We start from the raw sequence: 19134 nt of genomic DNA, 5'->3' as shown, positions 1-19134 counted from the left end.
GCCACGAGAGAAAGGTCGACGGTGACTGTTCACGACCAGGATCCATACTCGTCCAACCACGTAGACGCCGATCCTGAGGAGACGTCCGAGTGGAATGAGTCCCTCGACGCCCTCGTCGACGAACGTGGCCGCGGCCGCGGCCGCGACATCATGCTGAGCCTCCTGAAGCGCTCGAAGGAGCTGCACCTCGGCGTGCCGATGGTGCCGACCACCGACTACATCAACACCATCGCCTCGGAGAACGAGCCCGACTTCCCGGGTGACGAGGACATCGAACGCCGCTACCGCGCCTGGATCCGCTGGAACGCGGCCATGACCGTGCACCGCGCGCAGCGCCCCGGCATCGGTGTCGGCGGACACATCTCCACCTACGCCTCGTCGGCCGCGCTCTACGAGGTCGGCTTCAACCACTTCTTCCGCGGCCAGGACGCCCCGGGCGGTGGCGACCAGATCTACATCCAGGGCCACGCCTCCCCCGGCACCTACGCCCGCGCCTTCCTCGAGGGACGCCTCAGCACCGACCAGCTCGACGGCTTCCGCCAGGAGAAGTCGCACGCGCCGCACGGGCTCTCCTCGTACCCCCACCCGCGCCTCATGCCGGACTTCTGGCAGTTCCCGACGGTCTCCATGGGTCTCGGCCCGATCAACGCGATCTACCAGGCGCACCTCGCCAAGTACGTCACGAACCGTGGCATCAAGGACGCCAGCGACCAGCAGGTCTGGGCGTTCCTCGGCGACGGCGAGATGGACGAGGTCGAGAGCCGCGGTCAGCTCCAGGTCGCCGCGAACGAGGGCCTCGACAACCTCAACTTCGTGATCAACTGCAACCTGCAGCGCCTCGACGGCCCCGTCCGCGGCAACGGCAAGATCATCCAGGAGCTCGAGAGCTTCTTCCGCGGTGCCGGCTGGAACGTCATCAAGGTCATCTGGGGCCGCGAGTGGGACGACCTCCTCAACCGCGACACCGACGGCGCGCTCCTCAACCTCATGAACGTCACGCCCGACGGCGACTTCCAGACGTACAAGACGGAAGACGGCGCCTACGTCCGCGAGAACTTCTTCGGCCGCGACGAGCGTGCCCTGAAGCTCGTCGAGGGCTACACCGACGACGAGGTCTGGAACCTCAAGCGCGGCGGCCACGACTACCGCAAGGTCTACGCGGCGTTCAAGGCGGCCAGCGAGCACAAGGGCCAGCCGACGGTCATCCTCGCGCACACCATCAAGGGCTACGGCCTCGGCCCGAGCTTCGAGGGCCGCAACGCGACCCACCAGATGAAGAAGATGACGCTCGACAACCTGAAGACCTTCAGGGACACGATGCGCATCCCGATCACCGACTCGCAGCTCGAAGAGAACCCCTACCTCCCGCCGTACTACCACCCGGGCGAGGACGACGAGGCGATCCAGTACCTGCACGAGCGTCGCCGCGCACTCGGCGGCTACGTCCCCGAGCGTCGCAGCAAGTACACGCAGCTGAACCTGCCCGACGACTCCGCGTACGCGGCAGCGAAGAAGGGCTCCGGAACGCAGGAGATCGCCACCACCATGGCGTTCGTCCGGCTGCTGAAGGACCTCCTCCGCGCCAAGGACTTCGGCAACCGGATCGTCCCGATCATCCCCGACGAGGCACGTACCTTCGGTATGGACGCGTTCTTCCCGAGCGCGAAGATCTACAACCCGAACGGTCAGCACTACACCTCGGTCGACCGCGAACTGCTGCTCGCTTACAAGGAGAGCCCGCAGGGTCAGATCGTGCACGTGGGCATCAACGAAGCGGGCGCCGTCGCGGCCTTCTCCGCGATCGGAACCTCGTACTCGGTGCAGGGCGAGCCGCTCATCCCGGTCTACGTCTTCTACTCGATGTTCGGCTTCCAGCGCACCGCCGACGCCATCTGGGCGGCAGGCGACCAGATGACCCGTGGCTTCATGATCGGCGCGACCGCCGGTCGCACCACCCTCACGGGTGAGGGCCTCCAGCACGCCGACGGCCACTCGCTGCTGCTGTCGTCGTCGAACCCCGCGGTCGTCAGCTACGACCCGGCGTACGGCTACGAGATCGCGCACATCGTGCGCAGCGGTATCCAGCGCATGTACGGCGGCGAGCACGAGGACCCGAACGTCATGTACTACCTCACGGTGTACAACGAGCCGATGGTCATGCCCGTCGAGCCCGAGGGCGTGGACGTCGACGGCATCGTGCGCGGTATCCACCGCATCAGCACGAGCGACAAGCAGGGCCCGAAGGCCCAGCTCATGGCCTCCGGTGTCGCGGTCCCGTGGGCGATCGAGGCGCAGCAGCTCCTCGCCGACGACTGGGGCGTCTCCGCAGACGTCTGGAGCGTCACGAGCTGGACCGAGCTCCGTCGCGACGGTCTCGCTGCCGACCAGCACAACTTCCTGCACCCGCAGGAGGAGCGTCGTGTGCCCTACGTCACGGAGAAGCTGAGTGGTGCCGCAGGCCCGTTCGTCGCCGTGACCGACCACATGCACGCCGTGCCGGACCAGATCCGTCAGTTCGTGCCGGGCGACTTCGCGACGCTCGGGGCCGACGACTTCGGCTTCTCCGACACGCGCGCCGCTGCCCGTCGCTTCTTCAAGATCGACGGCCCGTCGCTCGTCGTCCGCACCCTTCAGCAGCTCGCTGCTCGGGGTGAGGTCGATGCGAGCCTCCCGCAGCAGGCGATCGACCGCTACCGCCTCCACGACGTGAACGCCGGCAACACCGGTAACGCGGGTGGCGAGAGCTGATTCCATCGCTACCACGGTGACGAAGACGAAGACGAAGGCCGAGACACTCGACTGGCTCCGCCGGATCTCGGGTGAGCTCGCGACCGCGACGCTCAAACGCCTCGAGGACACCCTTCCCTGGTACGCCGAGATGCCACCAGGTCGCCGCTCAGCGGTCGGCCTGGTGGCCCAGGCGGGCATCAGTTCGTTCATCTCGTGGTTCGACGATCCGCGGTCGACCCCGTGGATCGCCGCCGACGTGTTCGGGGCGGCTCCTCGCGAGCTGCTCCGTTCCGTCAGCCTGCAGCAGACGCTGCAACTCATCAAGGTGACCGTCGAGGTCGTCGAGGAACGCGTCGCGTCCGGGAGCGTCGACCTCCGCGAGGCGATCCTCCTCTACTCACGCGACATCGCGTTCGCCTCGGCCGACGTGTACGCCCGTGCGGCCGAAGCCCGCGGACTCTGGGACGCCCGCCTCGAGGCCCTCGTCGTCGACTCGATCCTCAGTGGCGAGGCCGACGACGAGCTGCCCAGCCGGATCGCCGCCCTCGGGTGGCACGGGCACGGTGAGGCCTGCGTCCTGGTCGGGACGACCCCACGGGTGCTCGATGTCGACATGCTCCGCCGGACCGCCCGACACCTCGACGCCGACGTGCTCATCGGCGTCCAGGGCAACCGGCTCGTGCTCGTCCTGGGGCGCGCCGAGCTACCCAGCACCGAGCCCGCAGACGGCGAGCCCGTCGACGAGGCGGAACAGGCCGCCGCAGACGCTCGCGCCAGCTCACAACTCACTTTCCTCGACATCGCCGCCAAGCTCGAGCACGGCTTCGGGCCGGGGCACCTGGTGCTCGGTCACGCCGTGCCCTCCCTCATCGAAGCGTCGCGCAGCGCGAAGGCCGCACTGGCCGGCTTCGCCGTGGCGAAGTCCTGGCGACACGCGCCACGTCCGGTCGCCGCGGACGACCTCCTTCCGGAGCGCGCCCTCGCCGGCGACAACCTCGCGAAGACCACGCTCATCGAGCGGGTCTACCGCCCACTCAAGGACTACTCCGGCGAGCTCGTGACGACGCTCTGGTGCTACCTCGACAACGGCCGCTCGCTCGAAGCGACCGCGCGCGAGCTCTTCGTGCACCCCAACACGGTCCGGTACCGCCTCAAGCGGGTCTCCGAGGTCATCGGCTGGGACGCGACCGGTGCCCGCGAGTCGCTCATCCTGCAGGCGGCCCTCATCCTCGGTGCCATCGCTGAGCCCGAGCCGTCCCGACGACGGCTGACCTCCTGACGCTCGCAGGGCCGTCCGACCGGTCGGTTTTGTGGACTCCACACAACACATTTTCCAAAGGTTCGTGGTGTTGCTCCACTGCTGGGCGTCCTCCGGTTGGCAGACTAGAGCGGTGATCGTCATCGCCTGCCCTGGACAGGGCTCCCAAACCCCCGGCTTCCTCGACCCCTGGTTGCAGGACGCCTCCGCGAAGGACGCGCTCGCGCGCTTCTCCGACGAAGCCGGACTCGACCTCGTCAAGCACGGCACCGTCTCCGACGCCGACACCATCCGCGACACGGCGGTGGCCCAGCCGCTCATCGTCGCGGCCGGCCTCGTCGCCTTGGACGCCCTGCGGAAGGCCCTCCCCGCCGACGCCGCGCCGTTCGGCGGCATCGCCGGACACTCTGTCGGCGAGATCACCGCGGCCTACGGCGCCGGCATCCTCTCGGACAGCGACGCGATGAGCTTCGTGAGCGAACGCGCCGTGGCAATGGCCGAAGCCGCAGCCACCACCCCGACGGGTATGAGTGCCGTCCTCGGTGGCGACCAGGACGCCGTCGTCGCGCACGTCCGATCCTTCGGGCTGGAGCCCGCCAACTACAACGGCGGCGGCCAGATCGTCGTCGCCGGTGCGCATGACGCCCTCGCCCGCCTCGCCGACGAGCCGCTCAAGGGCACGCGGGTGATCCCGTTGCAGGTCGCAGGCGCCTTCCACACGAGCTACATGCAGTCGGCCCGCGACTGGCTGGCCGGGGCGAGCCGCACGGTCGAGCCCCAGGACCCGACGCTCCGCATCTGGACGAACCACGACGGCACCGAGGTCACCTCGGGTACGGCGTTCTTCGACCTCCTCATCGGTCAGGTCGCCTCCCCGGTACGCTGGGACCTGTGCATGGACGCGTTCAGCGCCGCAGGGATCACCGGACTCATCGAGCTCGCCCCCGCCGGGGCGCTCACCGGACTCGCACGTCGCGGCCTGAAGGGCGTGCCGACGGTCGCCATCAAGACCCCCGACGACCTGCCGGCAGCCCTCGACCTCATCGCCCAGCAGTAGCGCAGACGGAGAACCAGTCAATGACCACCCCCACCCTCAAGCAGTCGCGCGGTCCCGAGTTCACCCGCATCCTCGGCCTCGGCGCAGCTCGCGGAGACCTCAGCGTCCCGAACGACGACCTCGTCGGTCCGATCAACTCGTCCGACGAGTGGATCCAGCAGCGCACCGGAATCGTCACCCGCACGCGGGCGTCGGCCGACGTCAGCGCCGTCGACCTCGCAGCCGAAGCCGGCGCCGAGGCCATCGCGGCCGCGGGCATCTCGCCCGAACAGGTCGACCTCGTCCTCATCGCGACGATCAGCAACGTCCAGCAGTCCCCGTCGATGGCGGCCGTCGTGGCCGACCGCGTCGGAGCGAACCCCGCTGCCGCCTACGACCTCAACGCCGCATGTGCCGGATACGCCTACGCGATCGCCCAGGCCGATGCCCTCATCCGATCGGGCGCGGCCCACTACGCACTCGTCATCGGCGCCGAGAAGCTGTCCGACATCGTCGACCCGACCGACCGGTCGATCTCATTCCTCCTCGGCGACGGTGCAGGCGCGGCCGTCGTCGGTCCGAGCGACTTCCCCGGCATCTCCCCCACCGTGTGGGGATCCGACGGCTCGAAGGCCGACGCCGTCGGCATGAGCGGCACGCTCACCGAGTTCCGCGACGGCACCGCCGCCTGGCCGACCCTGCGCCAGGAGGGCCAGACGGTCTTCCGGTGGGCGGTCTGGGAGATGGCCAAGGTCGCCAAGCAGGCCCTGGAGGAAGCGGGCGTCGAAGCCTCCGACCTCGCGGCCTTCATCCCCCACCAGGCGAACATGCGCATCGTCGACGAGTTCGCCAAGCAGCTCAAGCTGCCGGAGACCGTCGTCATCGCGCGCGACATCGAGACCACCGGCAACACCTCGGCGGCATCCATCCCGCTCGCCACCCACCGGCTCCTCCAGGGGCACCCCGAGCTCAGCGGCGGTCTCGCCCTGCAGATCGGGTTCGGTGCCGGACTGGTCTTCGGCGCTCAGGTCGTCGTCCTGCCGTAGCAGGACGCCCGACGCGACTACACTCGACTACGGTCAAACCTCACCCAAGGAGTAGAACAATGGCACTGTCCACCGAAGAAGTCCTCGCCGGCCTGGCCGAGCTGATCAACGACGAGACCGGCATCGCGACCGACACCGTCGAGCTGGACAAGTCGTTCACCGACGACCTCGACATCGACTCGATCTCCATGATGACCATCGTCGTCAACGCGGAGGAGAAGTTCGACGTGAAGATCCCGGACGAAGAAGTCAAGAACCTGAAGACCGTCGGCGACGCCGTCGACTTCATCGTCAAGGCTCAGGGCTAGTCCCAGCGCAGTGCTGAAGGGTCGGCCGGCAGTTGGCCGACCGGCCCTTCAGCGTTCGAGGCGGCTCGTCCGTCCGGACACGGGCTCGACCGCCGCAGGGCTCGGACCCCCTCGTCGTCTCCACAGAAGGTTTGACTGAATGACCACCAAACGCATCGTCATCACCGGCATCGGTGCCACCACTCCCCTCGGCGGCAACGCCACCGAATCCTGGGACAACCTCCTCGCCGGCAAGAGCGGTGCGAGCCGTCTCGAGCAGCCATGGGCTGAAGAACTCGAGCTGCCCGTACGCTTCGCCGCGCAGGCCGCCGTCCCCACCGCGGACATCCTCGACCGTCGTGAGGTCAAGCGCCTCGACCCGTCGAGCCAGTTCGCCCTGATCGCCGCGCGCGAGGCCTGGCAGGACGCCGGCGCCCCCGAGGTCGACCCGGAGCGACTCCTCGTCGACTGGGCCACCGGCATCGGCGGCGTGTGGACGCTCCTCGACGCCTGGGACACCCTGCGCGAGAAGGGCCCCCGCCGCGTCCTCCCCATGACCGTCCCGATGCTCATGCCGAACGGCCCGGCAGCGGCGATCGGCATGGACCTCGGCGCCCGAGGCGGAGAGCGCACCGTCGTCTCCGCTTGTGCGTCAAGCACCGAGTCGCTCGCCAACGCCTACGACCACCTCCAGGCCGGCCTCGCCGACATCGTCGTGGCCGGTGGCTCCGAAGCCGCCATCCACCCACTCCCGCTCGCGTCCTTCGCGGCGATGCAGGCGTTGTCCAAGCGCAACGACGACCCCGCCATCGCCTCGCGTCCCTACGACGTCGACCGCGACGGATTCGTCCTCGGTGAGGGTGCGGCAGCGCTCATCGTCGAGACCGAGGAGCACGCCAAGGCCCGTGGCGCCCGCATCTACGCCGAGCTCCTCGGTGGTGCGGTGACGAGCGACGCGTACCACATCACCGCTCCCGACCCCGAGGGTTCGGCTGCGGCCCGCGCCATGCGTGCAGCCGTCGAGAACGGTGGCGCGTCACTCGACGACGTCGTTCACGTCAACGCACACGCCACGAGCACGCCCGTCGGCGACATCGCGGAGTACAACGCGCTGCGCCGGGTCTTCGGTGCCCACCTCGACGACATCGCCGTGACGGCCACGAAGGCGTCGACCGGTCACCTCCTCGGCGGCGCGGGTGCCATCGAGGCGGCCTACACCGCGCTCGCCCTGCACCACCGGGTCATCCCGCCGACCATCAACCTCGACAACCAGGACCCGGAGATCCCGCTCGATGTCGTCACGACGCCGCGTGAGCTCGGGTCCGGTGACCTGCTCGCCATCAGCAACTCGTTCGGGTTCGGCGGCCACAACGCGGTCGTCGCGTTCCGGAGCTACTGAGCCCTTCGCGACGGAGACGACGACGGGTCGTGGTGCATGCACCACGACCCGTCGTCGTTCTCCTGACCAGGGTGCCGCCGTTTCGTCACCTCGTGTCTGCCGGGAGTGTCACCGACCTCGCACGGTCCACGCCACGTGGGCACCCTGTCGTCTGTGAAGTTGTCTCGCGTGCGCGGTGCCGCCGCGCCGGCGGGGCCGGATCAGCCCACGTTGTGCAGCCAGATGACGGAGGACCCGTCGCCGGCGTGACGGAACGGCTCGAGTTCGTCGTCCCACGGCTGTCCGAGCGCGACGCGGAGTTCGCGCTGGAGTTCGGCGGCGTTCCCGGCGCCGACCTCCATGGCGTAGCGGATGCGATCCTCCGGGACGACCACGTTGCCGATGCTGTCGGTCTGTGCGTAGAAGATCCCGAGGTCGGGCGTGTGCATCCATCGGGCACCGTCGACGCCCTGGGCCGGGTCTTCACTCACCTCGTAGCGGAGGTGCTCCCAGCCGCGCAGGGCTGAGGCGAGTGCGGCTCCGGTGCCGTGCGGGCCTTCCCAGAAGACCTCGGCGCGCTGCGCACCGCGGAGGATCGGCTGATCTTCCCAGTCGAAACTGATGGCACGACCAAGAGCGCGACCTGCCGCCCATTCGAGGTGCGGGCAGAGCGCGCGAGGCGACGAGTGCACGAACAGCACACCCTTCGTCATCGGTGTCGACATGATTCCTCCACTGCGTCCGGGTGCGTCTTCCCCAACGACCCATGCAGTGTGATCCGTGTCGGTGTCCGGCTGACCGGACCTCCGTGTATGCAGTTGTTCGACTCGCGCCGATACGAGCATTATGCCCCATGACCTGGAGGAATGACAACCGTGTCGTTCCCAGTACGCTGGATCGGGAGCCGGCCCGGACTGACGGCCCTCCAGGATGGAGCGGTGATGCACGAGGCCCTCGCGATCGACATCGGCGGCACGAAGGTCGAAACGGCCATCGTCGACGCCGAGGGGCGGATCCGGCCTGGCACGCGGTTCCGCGGTCCGACGGGCGCCGCGGCCACCCGCGAGGAGCTCGTGGCGTCGATCCTCCAGACCGCCGAACAGAGCGTCGCGGCCCATGGCGGGCCGGTGTCCGGCGTCGGAATCGGTTCGGCGGGCCCCATCGGCAGGGCCGACGGCACCGTCTCGCCGATCAACCTCCCCCGACTCGCCGACTTCCCCGTCGTGGCTGAGCTCCGGCGCTTCACGTCCGGTCCGGTGGAACTCCGTCTCGACGGCACCTGCATCGCCCTGGCCGAGCACTGGCAGGGCGCGCTCCGCGGAACCGAGAACAGCATGGGCATCGTCGTGTCGACCGGGATCGGTGGCGGGATCATTCTCGGATCCCGACTCGTCCCGGGTACCTCGGGCAACGCCGGCCACCTCGGACAGATGCAACTCCGCCGACGCGAACCGGATGCCGTCGGCACACCCTGGACCTTGGAGGGCATCGCGTCAGGCACCGCGACGGTCGCCTGGGCGCGCGCCCAGGGATGGACCGGCACGACGGGCGAACAGCTCGGGGCCGACTACGCAGCCGGAACGGAGATCGCGATCCGCGCCGTCCAACGTTCCGCCGAGGCGGTCGGCGAGGCCCTGTGCAGCATCACGACCCTGCTCGACCTGGAACGCGTCGCGATCGGAGGCGGCTTCTCGCGGGTCTCCCCCGACTACCTCGACCTCGTCCAGAAGGCTGCGACCGCGGCTGCGCTGCACGCCTACGCCCGTGAGCTGCGCGTGGTCCCGGCCGGCCTCGACGCCGACGGCCCGCTCATCGGTGCCGCCGCCCTCGTCCTCGCGTGCTGACGGGCCCCTGAGCAACCCTGCACCGGTCCCTGAGCCGCCCCATCCCGGTTCCTGAGCTTGTCGAAGGGCGCCCTTCGACAAGCTCAGGACCGGAACCAAGGCTCAGGGCCGGATATCGGTAGGGCGGGTGGGACTTGAACCCACGCATCGTTCGGTTATGAGCCGAATGCCTTCACCAGCTTGGCTACCGCCCCGTGCGGAACCCAGTGTACCGAGTGGCCCGCCGGGCGGGAGTCAGTCGCGGGATTCCTGGCGGTCTGCGGTCGCCGTGTGACGCTCGGTCGTCGGGTCGACGACCTGCTCGCCGCGGTAGAGCGCTTCAAAGGTGTCGAGCGTGCGCTCGATGTCGTGTGCGGAGACGAGCTCCAACGAGGCGTCCTGCATCCGGCGGTACTCCTCGGGCGAGGCGCTGAGTACCGTCGCGAGCCGCTCTGCCAGGGCGTCGACGTTGCCCGGCTCGAACAGGTACCCGTTGACCTGATCGTGCACGAGGTGAGGCAGGGCCATGGCGTCGGCCGCGACCACCGGGAGACCGGAGGCCATGGCCTCCATCGTCGCGATGCTCTGCAGCTCGGCGATGGACGGCATCGCGAAGACGGTGGCGTTCGTGTAAGCCTGCTTCACCTCGTCATCGGACACCTTGCCGAGGAACCGGACGCGGTCACCGATGCCGAGCTGCTGGGTCAGCTGCTCGAGGTTCTTCGCCTGGTCGCCGCCACCGATGACGTCGACGTGGGCGTCGAGTTCCTTCGGGAGTTTCGTGAGCGCGCGCAGGAGCACGTCGATCTGCTTCTCGCTCGTGATGCGACCCACGAAGAGGATGGTGTTGCGCTTCCGCGGTTCGAACGACGGCGTGTACTGTCCGGCCTCGATCCCGCAGGAGATCGCGTGCACACCGGTCAGGCCCGTGAACTGCTCCAGGAAGTCGGCGGCCTTGCGCGTCGGGGTCGTCACGGCGAAGGCACGATCGAAGACGCGACGGGCGGCAGCCCACTGCGTCCGGACGAGCCACTCCTGGGTGCGCTTGGGGATGACGGTGAAGTCGAGGATGTTGTCGGGCATGATGTGGTTCGTCGCCACCATGCGGATGCCGCGTCGCTCGGCCTCGATCGAGAGACCACGGCCCACCACGATGTGCGACTGCAGATGCACGACGTCGGGCTTCACGCGGTCGAGGATCTTCCGGGCGTTCCGTCGCATCGACCACGGCATCGCGAAGCGCAGCCAGTCGTGCGGGTACCACCGGAGGCTGAAGAGGCGGTGCGCCGTCATCGTCTGACCCTCGTGGGTCTCCTTCCACGTGCCGAACTTGCGCGAGCCGGCGGGCGCCACGATGTGGACGTCGTGGCCTCGGCGGACGAGTCCGGCCGCGAGGCGTTCGGCGAAGCGTGCGGCGCCGTTCACGTCGGGCGAGAAGGTGTCGGCACCGATCACCACCCGCAGCGGCTTGTGGGTGTCGGCGCTCGGCGTCGTGCTGGACGCCTTCGCGAGGTGCTGGTCGTCGGGAGAAGTCAAGGTATCGGTGATTCCTCTGTGCTTGGCCAGTGATGTGAGGGGGTGCGGGCGGTCGCTCACGACCCTGATGCGGCGCGGAACGCCATGCTCAAGCATACCTGCAGCCCGTTCGGGCTCCAGGGCTCAGGCGGGCGCGTCGCCGGTCGCGAGGGCCTTCGCGGCTGCCGCGGCCGCCGGCGTCTGGCTCACCTGCGGGTGATGGCGGGCGAGCTGGAAGACACCCCACACGGCGATCGCGCCGGCCACGACGAAGCCGAAGCCCGCCCAGAACGGGGCGTTGCTCGCCTCCCCCAGCACGATGATGCCGATGCCGACCGCGATCATCGGATCGATGACGGTGAGGCCCGCGATGACCAGGTCGGGAGGCCCCGAGGAGTAGGCGGTCTGCACGAAGTAGCCGCCGAGCGCACTCGCGGCGACGAGGCCGAGCCCGCAGAGGACCGTGAGCCAGTCGAACTCGCCCTGCTGCAGCCGTCCGATGATGACCTTGGCGAGCGTCGCGACGAAGCCGTAGAGCACCCCGGTCCCGACGATGTAGAAGATGGCCGTGAAGCGTGACCGGAACACCATGAAGCTGAGCCCGAACACGACGAGCACGACACCGAGCATCACCAGGATCGTGACGAGTTCGGCCTCGGTGATCCGGTGCTCGCCCGTGAAGACCGCGGCGATCGTCACGAACAGGCCGACGCCGCCGACGCAGGCGACGATCGCGACGACCGATCGACGGTTCAACCGGACGCCGCTGATCCTGCTGTTCACCACCGCCGTGATGACGAGCGCGACCGCGCCCAACGGCTGGACGAGGGTGATCGGTGCGAGGGACAGGCTGCCGAGCTGGAGCACGATCGCGAGCCCGAGCATGACGGTTCCGGTCACCCAGGAGGGCCGACTGAGCAAGGCCAGCAGCTGGGCGACGTTGAGCCCCGAGGTCGCGTCGGTGCCGCTCGACGACTCGACCTTCGCCACACCCCGGTGCTGCAGCTGCGCGCCGAGCGAGAGGAAGACGGCGCCGAGGAGTGCGAACGGGATGCCGAGCAGCTGCGAGGGGTTGCGGGTGAAGTCGTCCGCGAGGTCGGCGATGTCGATGGCGGAGGGGATCACCCGTCGAGGCTACCCCGCCGCCCCGCCGATCCCTGCGCGCCAGGCCGAGCCCAGCGGATAGGCTCGAGCAATGGCAATTCTCGAGATCCACGTGACCGGTGACCCGGTGCTCCACTCCGTCGCCCGGCCGGTCGCCACCGTGGACGACGACCTCCGACGACTCGTCGCCGACATGTACGAGACCATGGATCTGGCTCCCGGCGTCGGGCTCGCGGCTCCGCAGGTCGGCGTGCCGCTCCGCCTCTTCGTCTACAGCTACGAGGACGACGACGGCCAGCCATGGCGCGGCGTCGCGATCAACCCGGTGCTGTGGATCAGTCCCCCGCCGGTGGGCGAGCTCGACGAGGAGGATGAGTCGGAGGGCTGCCTCTCCGTCCCAGGCGAGCGGCACCCGCTCCGTCGAGCGGAAGCGGCCATGCTCATCGGGACCGACCTCGAGGGCGCCCCGGTCGAGCTGCGGGTCGTCGGCTGGCGCGCACGCATCCTGCAGCACGAGTTCGACCACCTCAACGGCGTGCTCTACGTGGACCGCCTCGAACTGCCGCACTCGCGCCGAGCGGCGAAGGCGATCCGCAAGGCGGGCTGGGGCGTGCCCGGGATCTCCTGGCTCCCGGGTCGCGACGACCTCGAGGGCTGAACCACCTCGACGGACACAGGGTGTCCGGACATGCAACGAGGCCCGAAGAGTGGAGTCTTCGGGCCTCGTTACCTAGTCTACGGCGTCCCTGGCGGTTTCGTGAAACCGGCCGCCAACGACGAATCCCCCGGTCCTGATGGACCGAGGGATTCTATATAGCTCCTCGAGTTGGACTCGAACCAACAACCTATCGATTAACAGTCGATTGCTCTGCCAATTGAGCTATCGAGGAATACGTGCTTCGACCGGCCGGACGAATCCGGCCTCTGCGTTGCAGCGCGTATCTACTGTAGCAAAGGATTCGCAGACTCCAAATCGACACGCGATCAATCGATGCCGACGGCCTCGGGCGTCTCGTACTGGGTCTCGGTGCCGCCCGACTGGGCGAGTGCCGCGAGGAACTCGTGCGGCGGATCGGCGAGCATCGCGTCGATCGGGCCGTAGCCCACGACCCGTGACTGGTGGAGCGCCAGGACGTCGTCGGTCACCTCGCGGAGCATCGCGAGGTCGTGTGTCACGACGATGACCGTGCCGCCGTCGCGTCGGAACCCGTCGAGCAACTCGGTCACCGTGTGCCGGACCGTGATGTCGATACCGGCCGTCGGTTCGTCGGCGATGAACACCTTCGGGCCGAGGACGAGAGCGCGCGCGATGGCGATCCGCTGCCGCTGACCACCGCTCAGCTCGTAGGGGTACTTGTCGAGGCTGGAGAGGGGCATCTGCACGGCGTCCAGCAGTGTGGCGACCCGGACGCCGAGCGCCTGCTCACTGAACTTCTTGTCGCGAGCGAGCACTGGTTCGGAGATGAGCTCCGTGACGGTGAGTTCGGGCTTCAGGTGCGCACCGGCCTCCTGCTCGAGCAGCGACACCTCGAACGTGAGTTTCGTGAGTTCTTTGCGGCCCACCTTGCGCATGGAGTGACCGAGCGTGCTCGCGTCGCCGCCGGACACGAACGGACGGGAGTCCGCTCCGGTCAGGTGGCGTCCGGACAACACGCGCAGGAGCGTGCTCTTCCCCGAGCCCGAGCTGCCGATGACCCCGAGCGAGCCACCGACGGGCAGCTCGAAGCTGATGCCGTCCAGCGCTCGATTGCTCGGACTCACGCCGTGCGCGGCGTAGTCGACGCTCAGATCGCTCGCCCGGACCGCCGGTCCGTCCTGCTCTGGGTGCTTCATGAGACCTCTCCTTCCGGTGCACGGGGAGCCACCGGATCGCCATCGAGTGTATCCGGCGATCCCGGCGGGGCCACGTGCCACGCTCGGAGGAGGCGGACCGCGTCAGGCCTCGGCTCGGAGCGCACGCCGTTCGGCCTCGACGTCCGCGAGCTGCCGGGTGATCTCCCGGTGGGACTCGTCGCGGGGGTCGGTGCGGCGCAACGAACCGAGCAGCGCCGCCTTGCGACCGAGGAGGTCGCGGTCGATCAGCGCTCGCGCGATGTCCCGGACGTAGCTCGGCAGCTTCTCCTCGTTCGTCTCGGGCAGTGGGGAGACTCCGAGCTCGCGGACGAGTCCGTCGAAGCCGGGTGGGACCTGCGCGATGACGGTCTCCAGCCAGGCGTTCGTCCCGAGGTGGTCCAGGCTCACACTCATGGCGTCGCGTACCACGGCGAGGGAACTGTTGGCGACCGAGCTCTGGACCGCGCGCTCCAGCATGGGGCGTTCGAGGTGCTGGGGCAGCTGCAGGATCGCACGGAGGGCGTCTTGCTCGAGGCGCGTCGACGGATCCTTGGGCAGGTCGTTGAGCGAGGCCTGGCGCTCGCGCGGCGGCTCGGCAGCTGGTGCGCCGGGGCCCTGCTGGCGGGCGTCTCGGGCGGAGTTCTGCGAGCCTCCTGCGGCGGCACCGCCAGCGGCCCGCACGGCGCGGGCCACCTCGTCGAGTTCCATGCCGAGCTGCTTCGCGAGCACCCGGGTGTACCCGGGACGGAGCGAGGGGTCGCGGATCTCGGCGACGACCGGCGCGGCCGCGCGGAGTGCGCCGACGCGGCCCTCGACCGTCTCGAGGTCGAAGCCCGCCAGCGTCCGCCGGATGATGAACTCGAACATCGGCTCGCGGCCGTCGACGAGCTTCCGGATGGCGCCGTCGCCGCGGTTGAGGCGGAGGTCGCAGGGGTCGAGGCCGTCGGAGGACACGGCGACATACGTCTGGGCGGAGAACCGCTTCTCCTCGCCGAACGCACGCGTCGCGGCCTTCTGCCCGGCCTCATCGGGGTCGAACGTGAAGATGACCTCGCCGGTGGCGGAGTCGTCGCCCATGACGCGGCGGATCATCTTGATGTGGTCGACCCCGAAGGAGGTCCCGCAGGTCGCCACCGCGGTGGTCTCCCCCGCCAGGTGGCAGGCCATGACGTCGGTGTACCCCTCGACGACGACGACGCGCTTGCCGCGCGAGATGTCGCGTTTGGCGAGGTCGAGTCCGTAGAGGACCTGCGCCTTGTGGTAGATCGCCGTCTCGGGGGTGTTGAGGTACTTCGGCCCCTTGTCGTCTTCGCGGAGGCGCCGGGCGCCGAAGCCGAGCACCTGGCCGGTGGTGTCGCGGATGGGCCAGATGAGGCGCCCGCGGAACCGGTCGTAAACCCCGCGGTCGCCGCTCGACACGAGCCCGGCCGCGAGCATCTCCTCGTCGGAGAATCCGCGAGACCGCAGCGCCTTCATGAGGTGGTCCCAGCCGGCAGGCGCGAACCCGATCCCGAAGTGGTCGGCAGCGGCGGCGTCGAAGCCTCGTTCGCCGAGGAACCGCCGCCCGAGGTCGGCATCGCCGTCGTGGAGCTGCTGCTGGAAGTACTCGGCGGCAGCCTGGTTGGCGGCGAAGAGGCGAGCCCGGTTGCCGTGATCGACCTTGCCGCCGCCCTCCTCGTAGCTGAGCGGGTAGCCGATGCGCTGCGCGAGACGTTCCACCGACTCGGCGAACGTCACGTGGTCCATCTTCTGCAGGAAGCTGTAGACGTCGCCGCTCTCGCCGCAGCCGAAGCAGTGGTACAGCCCGACCGTGGGGCGCACATGGAAGCTCGGGCTGCGTTCGTCGTGGAAGGGGCACAAGCCCTTCAGCGAGCCGACGCCGGCGGACTTCAGCGAGACGTAGTCACCGACGACGTCGCCGATGTTGGTGCGTGCCTTGACCTCTTCAACATCGCTCTGTCGAATCCGTCCGGCCATGCTTCGATCCTAGTCTCGTGCGTCCATCGTCCATCCCTGAGGGCCTCCGCACAGCGGAGTCGGAGGCCCGCTCCCGTGTGGAGGAGCGTCAGGCGCCGACGTGCCGTTCGTGCCAGGAGAGGGCGCTCTGATCGGTCAGGCTCGCGATCTGGTCGACGACGACGCGACGGCGTTCCGCATCGGACCCGGCTGCCCGCCAGTCCGCCGCGAAGCCGACGTCGAGGGCCGACTCGCCGAGCGCGAACACCGCGTCCGACAGTTCGATGAGGATCTCCCGCTGCCGGACGTACAGCGGCTGGCGGGAGTCGCTGTACATCACGAACGCGGCCACGATCCCCTTGAGGAGGGCGATCTCGGCCTGGATGCCGTGGGGCACCACGACGTCAGCCCCGAACCGCACGAGGCTGGCCTGCGGGAAGGCCTCCCGGGTCGCCGCGGTCGCCGCACCGGCGAACCGACCGATCATCTGGCTCGTGAAGTTCTTGAGCCGACCGAGGTCGCGCCGGGAGCCGTCCCAGGCGGTGATCCAGGTGTGCGAGGACTGCAGCCGGTCGAAGGCCGCGGCGAGGTCGTCGTGGGTGAAGTCGTCGCCGGCCCAGGACAGCGCGGTGTCGATGAGGCGGTCGTGTCCTGCGCGCGCATTCAGGAACGCAGGGTCGATGTACTCCCCGACGACGGCGTCCTCGAAGTCGTGCACGGAGTAGGCGATGTCGTCCGCGAGGTCCATGACCTGCGCCTCGACGCAGCGGACGCGCTCGGGAGCGCCGGCTCGCAACCAGCGGAAGGCCGCGGAGTCCTCGTCGAAGAACCCGAACTTGGCCCGGCCACCGGGATCCGGCACCGACTGCGCCGCCGGCCACGGGTACTTGCAGCTGGCGTCGAGGCTCGCGCGGGTGAGGTTCAGACCGTACGGCTCGCCGTCGGGGCCGAAGACCTTGGATTCGAGGCGCGTGAGGATCCGCAGGGTCTGGGCGTTGCCCTCGAACCCGCCGATCGCGGCGGACCAGTCGTTGAGCGCTCGTTCGCCGTTGTGGCCGAACGGCGGGTGACCGAGGTCGTGTGCGAGGCACGCCGTGTCGACGACGTCCGGCGCGAGGTCGAGGCTGGCTGCCAGCTCGCGACCGACCTGCGCCACCTCGAGGGAGTGGGTCAGCCGGTTCCGGGCGAAGTCGACACCGCTCGTCGGGCTGAGCACCTGGGTCTTGGCGGCGAGTCGCCGGAGGGCACTGGAGTGCAACAGCCGTGCACGATCGCGCGCGAAGTCGGAGCGTCGCGTCGAATGGTGCTCGGGCATCCAGCGTTCTTCGTCGTGCAGGGTGTAGCCGTCCCGGTCCATGGAGACGCTCCCCTGCTCGATGATGCTATCCGCCACTGTGGTCCAGTTCCGCTCCCGCGATCTCGCTCTGCTCGTCGGCGCCCAGCGACTTCGAGTCGAGCCAGCCGTACGGCAGTGCCGGTCGTTTCGGCGTGCCGGCGCGTCCGCGCTGCCCTTCCGCTGCGGCGCCCGGGTAGGGGGCCGTCCAGTCGAGGGTCGCGAGCAGGTCGTCGAGCTGGTCGAGCGACTCCACCGTCGCGAGACTCGCGCGGAGGTCACCGCCGACGGGGTAGCCCTTGAAGTACCAGGCGACGTGCTTCCGGATGTCGCGGCAGCCGCGCTCCTCGCTCTCGAAGAACTCGGCCAGGAGCTCGGCGTGACGCCGGAACGCGGCCGCGACGTCGCCGAGAGACGGCTCCGCCTTGCCACCCTCGCCGGCGAACGCCGAGCTGAGGTCGCCGAAGAGCCAGGGGCGACCGAGGCAACCGCGGCCCACGACGACGCCGTCGCAGCCCGTCTCGTCGACCATCCTCAGGGCGTCCTCGCCCGACCAGATGTCGCCGTTCCCGAGGACCGGCACCGAGGTGACCGTCTCCTTGAGCTTGGTGATCGCCGACCAGTCCGCGTGGCCGGAGTAGAACTCGGCGGCGGTCCTGGCGTGCAGCGCGATCGACGCCACACCGGCGCCCTCGGCGATACGACCGGCCTCGAGGTAGGTGAGGTGGTCGGAGTCGATGCCCTTGCGCATCTTGATCGTGAGCGGGACGTCGCCGGCTGCACGGACCGCGCCCTCGACGATGTCGCGGAAGAGCCCGGTCTTCCAGGGCAGCGCCGCTCCCCCGCCCTTGCGGGTGACCTTGGGCACCGGGCAGCCGAAGTTGAGGTCGATGTGGTCGGCGCGATCCTCGGCGACGAGCATGGTGACGGCCTCTGAGACCGTTTTCGGGTCGACGCCGTAGAGCTGGATGGAGCGGAGCGTCTCGCTCTCGTGGTGCTGGATGAGCCGCATGGTCTCCGGCGTGCGTTCGACGAGCGCGCGGGAGGTGATCATCTCGCTGACGTACAGTCCGGCACCGTATTCGCGGCACAGTCGACGGAACGCCGTGTTGGTGATCCCGGCCATGGGGGCGAGCACGACCGGCGAGTCGAGCACGATGGGCCCGATCGCGAGGCTCGGGCGCTGCGAGAGCGTGGTAGGAAGAGACATCACCCTCGATTCTCCCAGATGATCGGCGCTCCCGCGCCCAGTGAGGACCACATGTCAGACGCCGTCCCGCCCGCCGACCTCCAGCCGTCCGGCCGCGAGCGCGTCCGAGCAGCGGCCGCCGCACTCGGTCTCGACGTGGAGCTGGTCGAGCGACCGCCCGCGCGCAGTCTCCACGAGGCGGCGGAGCTGCTCGGCATCGAGCCCGCGGACATCGTCAAGACGATCGTCGTGAAGCGTCGCAGCGGCGACTACCTCTTCGCCCTCGTGCCGGGCGGCCGCAAGATCTCCTGGCCGCCGTTCCGCACGCTGCTCGGTGTGAACAAACTCGCGATGCCGGACGCGGCGACCGCGTTCCAGGCGACCGGCTACGAGCGCGGCACCATCACCGTCCTCGGTGCGAGCGCTCCACTCCCCGTCTACGCGGACGAGCGCATCCTCGAGCGCGGTGGGCGGATCTCGATCGGCGCCGGCGAGCACGGGTGGAGCGCCTTCGTCGACGCGGCGGAGTACCTCACCGCCATCGGCGCCGTCACCGCGGACCTCACCGAGCCGGAGGACCCTCAGTCCTGAGCCGGCTCCGGCGGGAGCACGAGGCAACTGTCGCCCTCGCAGACCACGGCGTCGC

At 69.2% G+C, this 19134-nt stretch carries 16 protein-coding genes and 2 tRNA genes; 9 read left to right on the top strand and 9 right to left on the bottom strand.

Annotated elements, in window-relative coordinates; translation table 11 throughout:
- Nucleotides 1-21 precede the first annotated feature (21 nt).
- The 6 genes from aceE to GV015_RS12105 all read left to right on the top strand — a co-directional run bounded on the left by aceE (nucleotide 22) and on the right by GV015_RS12105 (nucleotide 7756).
- The gene (gene aceE, locus GV015_RS12130; protein ID WP_085510736.1) at nucleotides 22-2748 is read left to right on the top strand and encodes a pyruvate dehydrogenase (acetyl-transferring), homodimeric type; all 2727 of its coding nucleotides are present in this window, start codon (nucleotides 22-24) and stop codon (nucleotides 2746-2748) included.
- Nucleotides 2749-2764: 16 nt separating this feature from the next.
- A complete protein-coding gene (locus GV015_RS12125) occupies nucleotides 2765-4009 on the top strand; it encodes a CdaR family transcriptional regulator (protein WP_201299386.1) in 1245 nt (414 codons plus the stop codon).
- Nucleotides 4010-4121: 112 nt separating this feature from the next.
- Nucleotides 4122-5045, top strand: coding sequence for an ACP S-malonyltransferase (locus GV015_RS12120; protein WP_159878544.1), 924 nt, complete (start codon nucleotides 4122-4124; stop codon nucleotides 5043-5045).
- A gap of 20 nt (nucleotides 5046-5065) precedes the next feature.
- Nucleotides 5066-6070: a beta-ketoacyl-ACP synthase III gene (locus tag GV015_RS12115; RefSeq protein WP_079705772.1), complete on the top strand. Its 1005-nt coding sequence runs from the start codon at nucleotides 5066-5068 to the stop codon at nucleotides 6068-6070.
- Nucleotides 6071-6129: 59 nt separating this feature from the next.
- Nucleotides 6130-6378, top strand: coding sequence for an acyl carrier protein (locus tag GV015_RS12110; RefSeq protein ID WP_056006457.1), 249 nt, complete (start codon nucleotides 6130-6132; stop codon nucleotides 6376-6378).
- Between the two features lie 139 nt (nucleotides 6379-6517).
- Nucleotides 6518-7756 (top strand): beta-ketoacyl synthase, encoded by a 1239-nt coding sequence (locus GV015_RS12105; protein ID WP_159878542.1) that lies wholly within the window; start codon nucleotides 6518-6520, stop codon nucleotides 7754-7756.
- Nucleotides 7757-7956: 200 nt separating this feature from the next.
- On the opposite strand, the gene GV015_RS12100 is transcribed toward GV015_RS12105, so the two are convergent.
- Nucleotides 7957-8460 carry a DUF3145 domain-containing protein gene (locus tag GV015_RS12100; RefSeq protein WP_064293650.1) on the bottom strand — a complete coding sequence of 168 codons (504 nt, stop codon included), beginning with the start codon at nucleotides 8458-8460 and terminating at the stop codon, nucleotides 7957-7959.
- Between the two features lie 150 nt (nucleotides 8461-8610).
- On the opposite strand from GV015_RS12100, the gene GV015_RS12095 reads away from it, so the two are divergent.
- Nucleotides 8611-9579 (top strand): ROK family protein, encoded by a 969-nt coding sequence (locus tag GV015_RS12095; RefSeq protein ID WP_371416565.1) that lies wholly within the window; start codon nucleotides 8611-8613, stop codon nucleotides 9577-9579.
- Between the two features lie 119 nt (nucleotides 9580-9698).
- On the opposite strand, the gene GV015_RS12090 is transcribed toward GV015_RS12095, so the two are convergent.
- From GV015_RS12090 to GV015_RS12080, 3 genes are all read right to left on the bottom strand, one after another.
- Nucleotides 9699-9773 (bottom strand) — tRNA-Ile (locus GV015_RS12090).
- Between the two features lie 40 nt (nucleotides 9774-9813).
- Nucleotides 9814-11094, bottom strand: coding sequence for a glycosyltransferase (locus GV015_RS12085; RefSeq protein ID WP_371413643.1), 1281 nt, complete (start codon nucleotides 11092-11094; stop codon nucleotides 9814-9816).
- 123 nt (nucleotides 11095-11217) lie between these two features.
- Entirely contained in the window at nucleotides 11218-12198 is a 981-nt protein-coding gene (locus GV015_RS12080) for a DMT family transporter (RefSeq protein ID WP_236555432.1), read from the bottom strand.
- Between the two features lie 70 nt (nucleotides 12199-12268).
- On the opposite strand from GV015_RS12080, the gene def reads away from it, so the two are divergent.
- Nucleotides 12269-12835 (top strand): peptide deformylase, encoded by a 567-nt coding sequence (gene def / locus GV015_RS12075; protein WP_079705767.1) that lies wholly within the window; start codon nucleotides 12269-12271, stop codon nucleotides 12833-12835.
- Nucleotides 12836-12994: 159 nt separating this feature from the next.
- On the opposite strand, the gene GV015_RS12070 is transcribed toward def, so the two are convergent.
- The 5 genes from GV015_RS12070 to dusB all read right to left on the bottom strand — a co-directional run bounded on the left by GV015_RS12070 (nucleotide 12995) and on the right by dusB (nucleotide 18509).
- Nucleotides 12995-13067: transfer RNA gene (locus GV015_RS12070), tRNA-Asn, on the bottom strand.
- A 94-nt stretch (nucleotides 13068-13161) separates the two neighbouring features.
- A complete protein-coding gene (locus GV015_RS12065; RefSeq protein WP_159878540.1) occupies nucleotides 13162-14010 on the bottom strand; it encodes an ATP-binding cassette domain-containing protein in 849 nt (282 codons plus the stop codon).
- Nucleotides 14011-14112: 102 nt separating this feature from the next.
- Entirely contained in the window at nucleotides 14113-15987 is a 1875-nt protein-coding gene (gene dnaG, locus GV015_RS12060; protein ID WP_086473469.1) for a DNA primase, read from the bottom strand.
- Between the two features lie 88 nt (nucleotides 15988-16075).
- On the bottom strand, nucleotides 16076-17323 hold the full coding sequence (locus GV015_RS12055; RefSeq protein ID WP_085511054.1) for a deoxyguanosinetriphosphate triphosphohydrolase: 1248 nt from the start codon (nucleotides 17321-17323) through the stop codon (nucleotides 16076-16078).
- Between the two features lie 25 nt (nucleotides 17324-17348).
- Complete coding sequence (gene dusB / locus GV015_RS12050) at nucleotides 17349-18509, bottom strand: tRNA dihydrouridine synthase DusB (protein ID WP_159878538.1); 1161 nt, start codon at nucleotides 18507-18509, stop codon at nucleotides 17349-17351.
- A 51-nt stretch (nucleotides 18510-18560) separates the two neighbouring features.
- Between dusB and GV015_RS12045 the strand changes: the two genes are divergently transcribed.
- Nucleotides 18561-19079: an aminoacyl-tRNA deacylase gene (locus GV015_RS12045; protein ID WP_121291132.1), complete on the top strand. Its 519-nt coding sequence runs from the start codon at nucleotides 18561-18563 to the stop codon at nucleotides 19077-19079.
- Nucleotides 19080-19134 lie beyond the last annotated feature (55 nt).

The sequence above is a fragment of the Plantibacter sp. T3 genome (genome assembly GCF_902506515.1).
In the GTDB taxonomy this organism is placed as follows: Bacteria; Actinomycetota; Actinomycetes; order Actinomycetales; family Microbacteriaceae; genus Plantibacter; species Plantibacter auratus.
This window is presented reverse-complemented; position numbering and strand designations above follow the sequence as displayed.

Coding starts and splice junctions, on each gene's coding strand:
- GV015_RS12115 (WP_079705772.1), top strand. CDS start 5,066: ATGACCACCCCCACCCTCAAGCAGTCGCGCGGTCCCGAGTTCACCCGC.
- GV015_RS12105 (WP_159878542.1), top strand. CDS start 6,518: ATGACCACCAAACGCATCGTCATCACCGGCATCGGTGCCACCACTCCC.
- GV015_RS12110 (WP_056006457.1), top strand. CDS start 6,130: ATGGCACTGTCCACCGAAGAAGTCCTCGCCGGCCTGGCCGAGCTGATC.
- dusB (WP_159878538.1), bottom strand. CDS start 18,509: ATGTCTCTTCCTACCACGCTCTCGCAGCGCCCGAGCCTCGCGATCGGG.
- GV015_RS12100 (WP_064293650.1), bottom strand. CDS start 8,460: ATGTCGACACCGATGACGAAGGGTGTGCTGTTCGTGCACTCGTCGCCT.
- GV015_RS12045 (WP_121291132.1), top strand. CDS start 18,561: ATGTCAGACGCCGTCCCGCCCGCCGACCTCCAGCCGTCCGGCCGCGAG.
- GV015_RS12055 (WP_085511054.1), bottom strand. CDS start 17,323: ATGGACCGGGACGGCTACACCCTGCACGACGAAGAACGCTGGATGCCC.
- GV015_RS12065 (WP_159878540.1), bottom strand. CDS start 14,010: ATGAAGCACCCAGAGCAGGACGGACCGGCGGTCCGGGCGAGCGATCTG.
- def (WP_079705767.1), top strand. CDS start 12,269: ATGGCAATTCTCGAGATCCACGTGACCGGTGACCCGGTGCTCCACTCC.
- dnaG (WP_086473469.1), bottom strand. CDS start 15,987: ATGGCCGGACGGATTCGACAGAGCGATGTTGAAGAGGTCAAGGCACGC.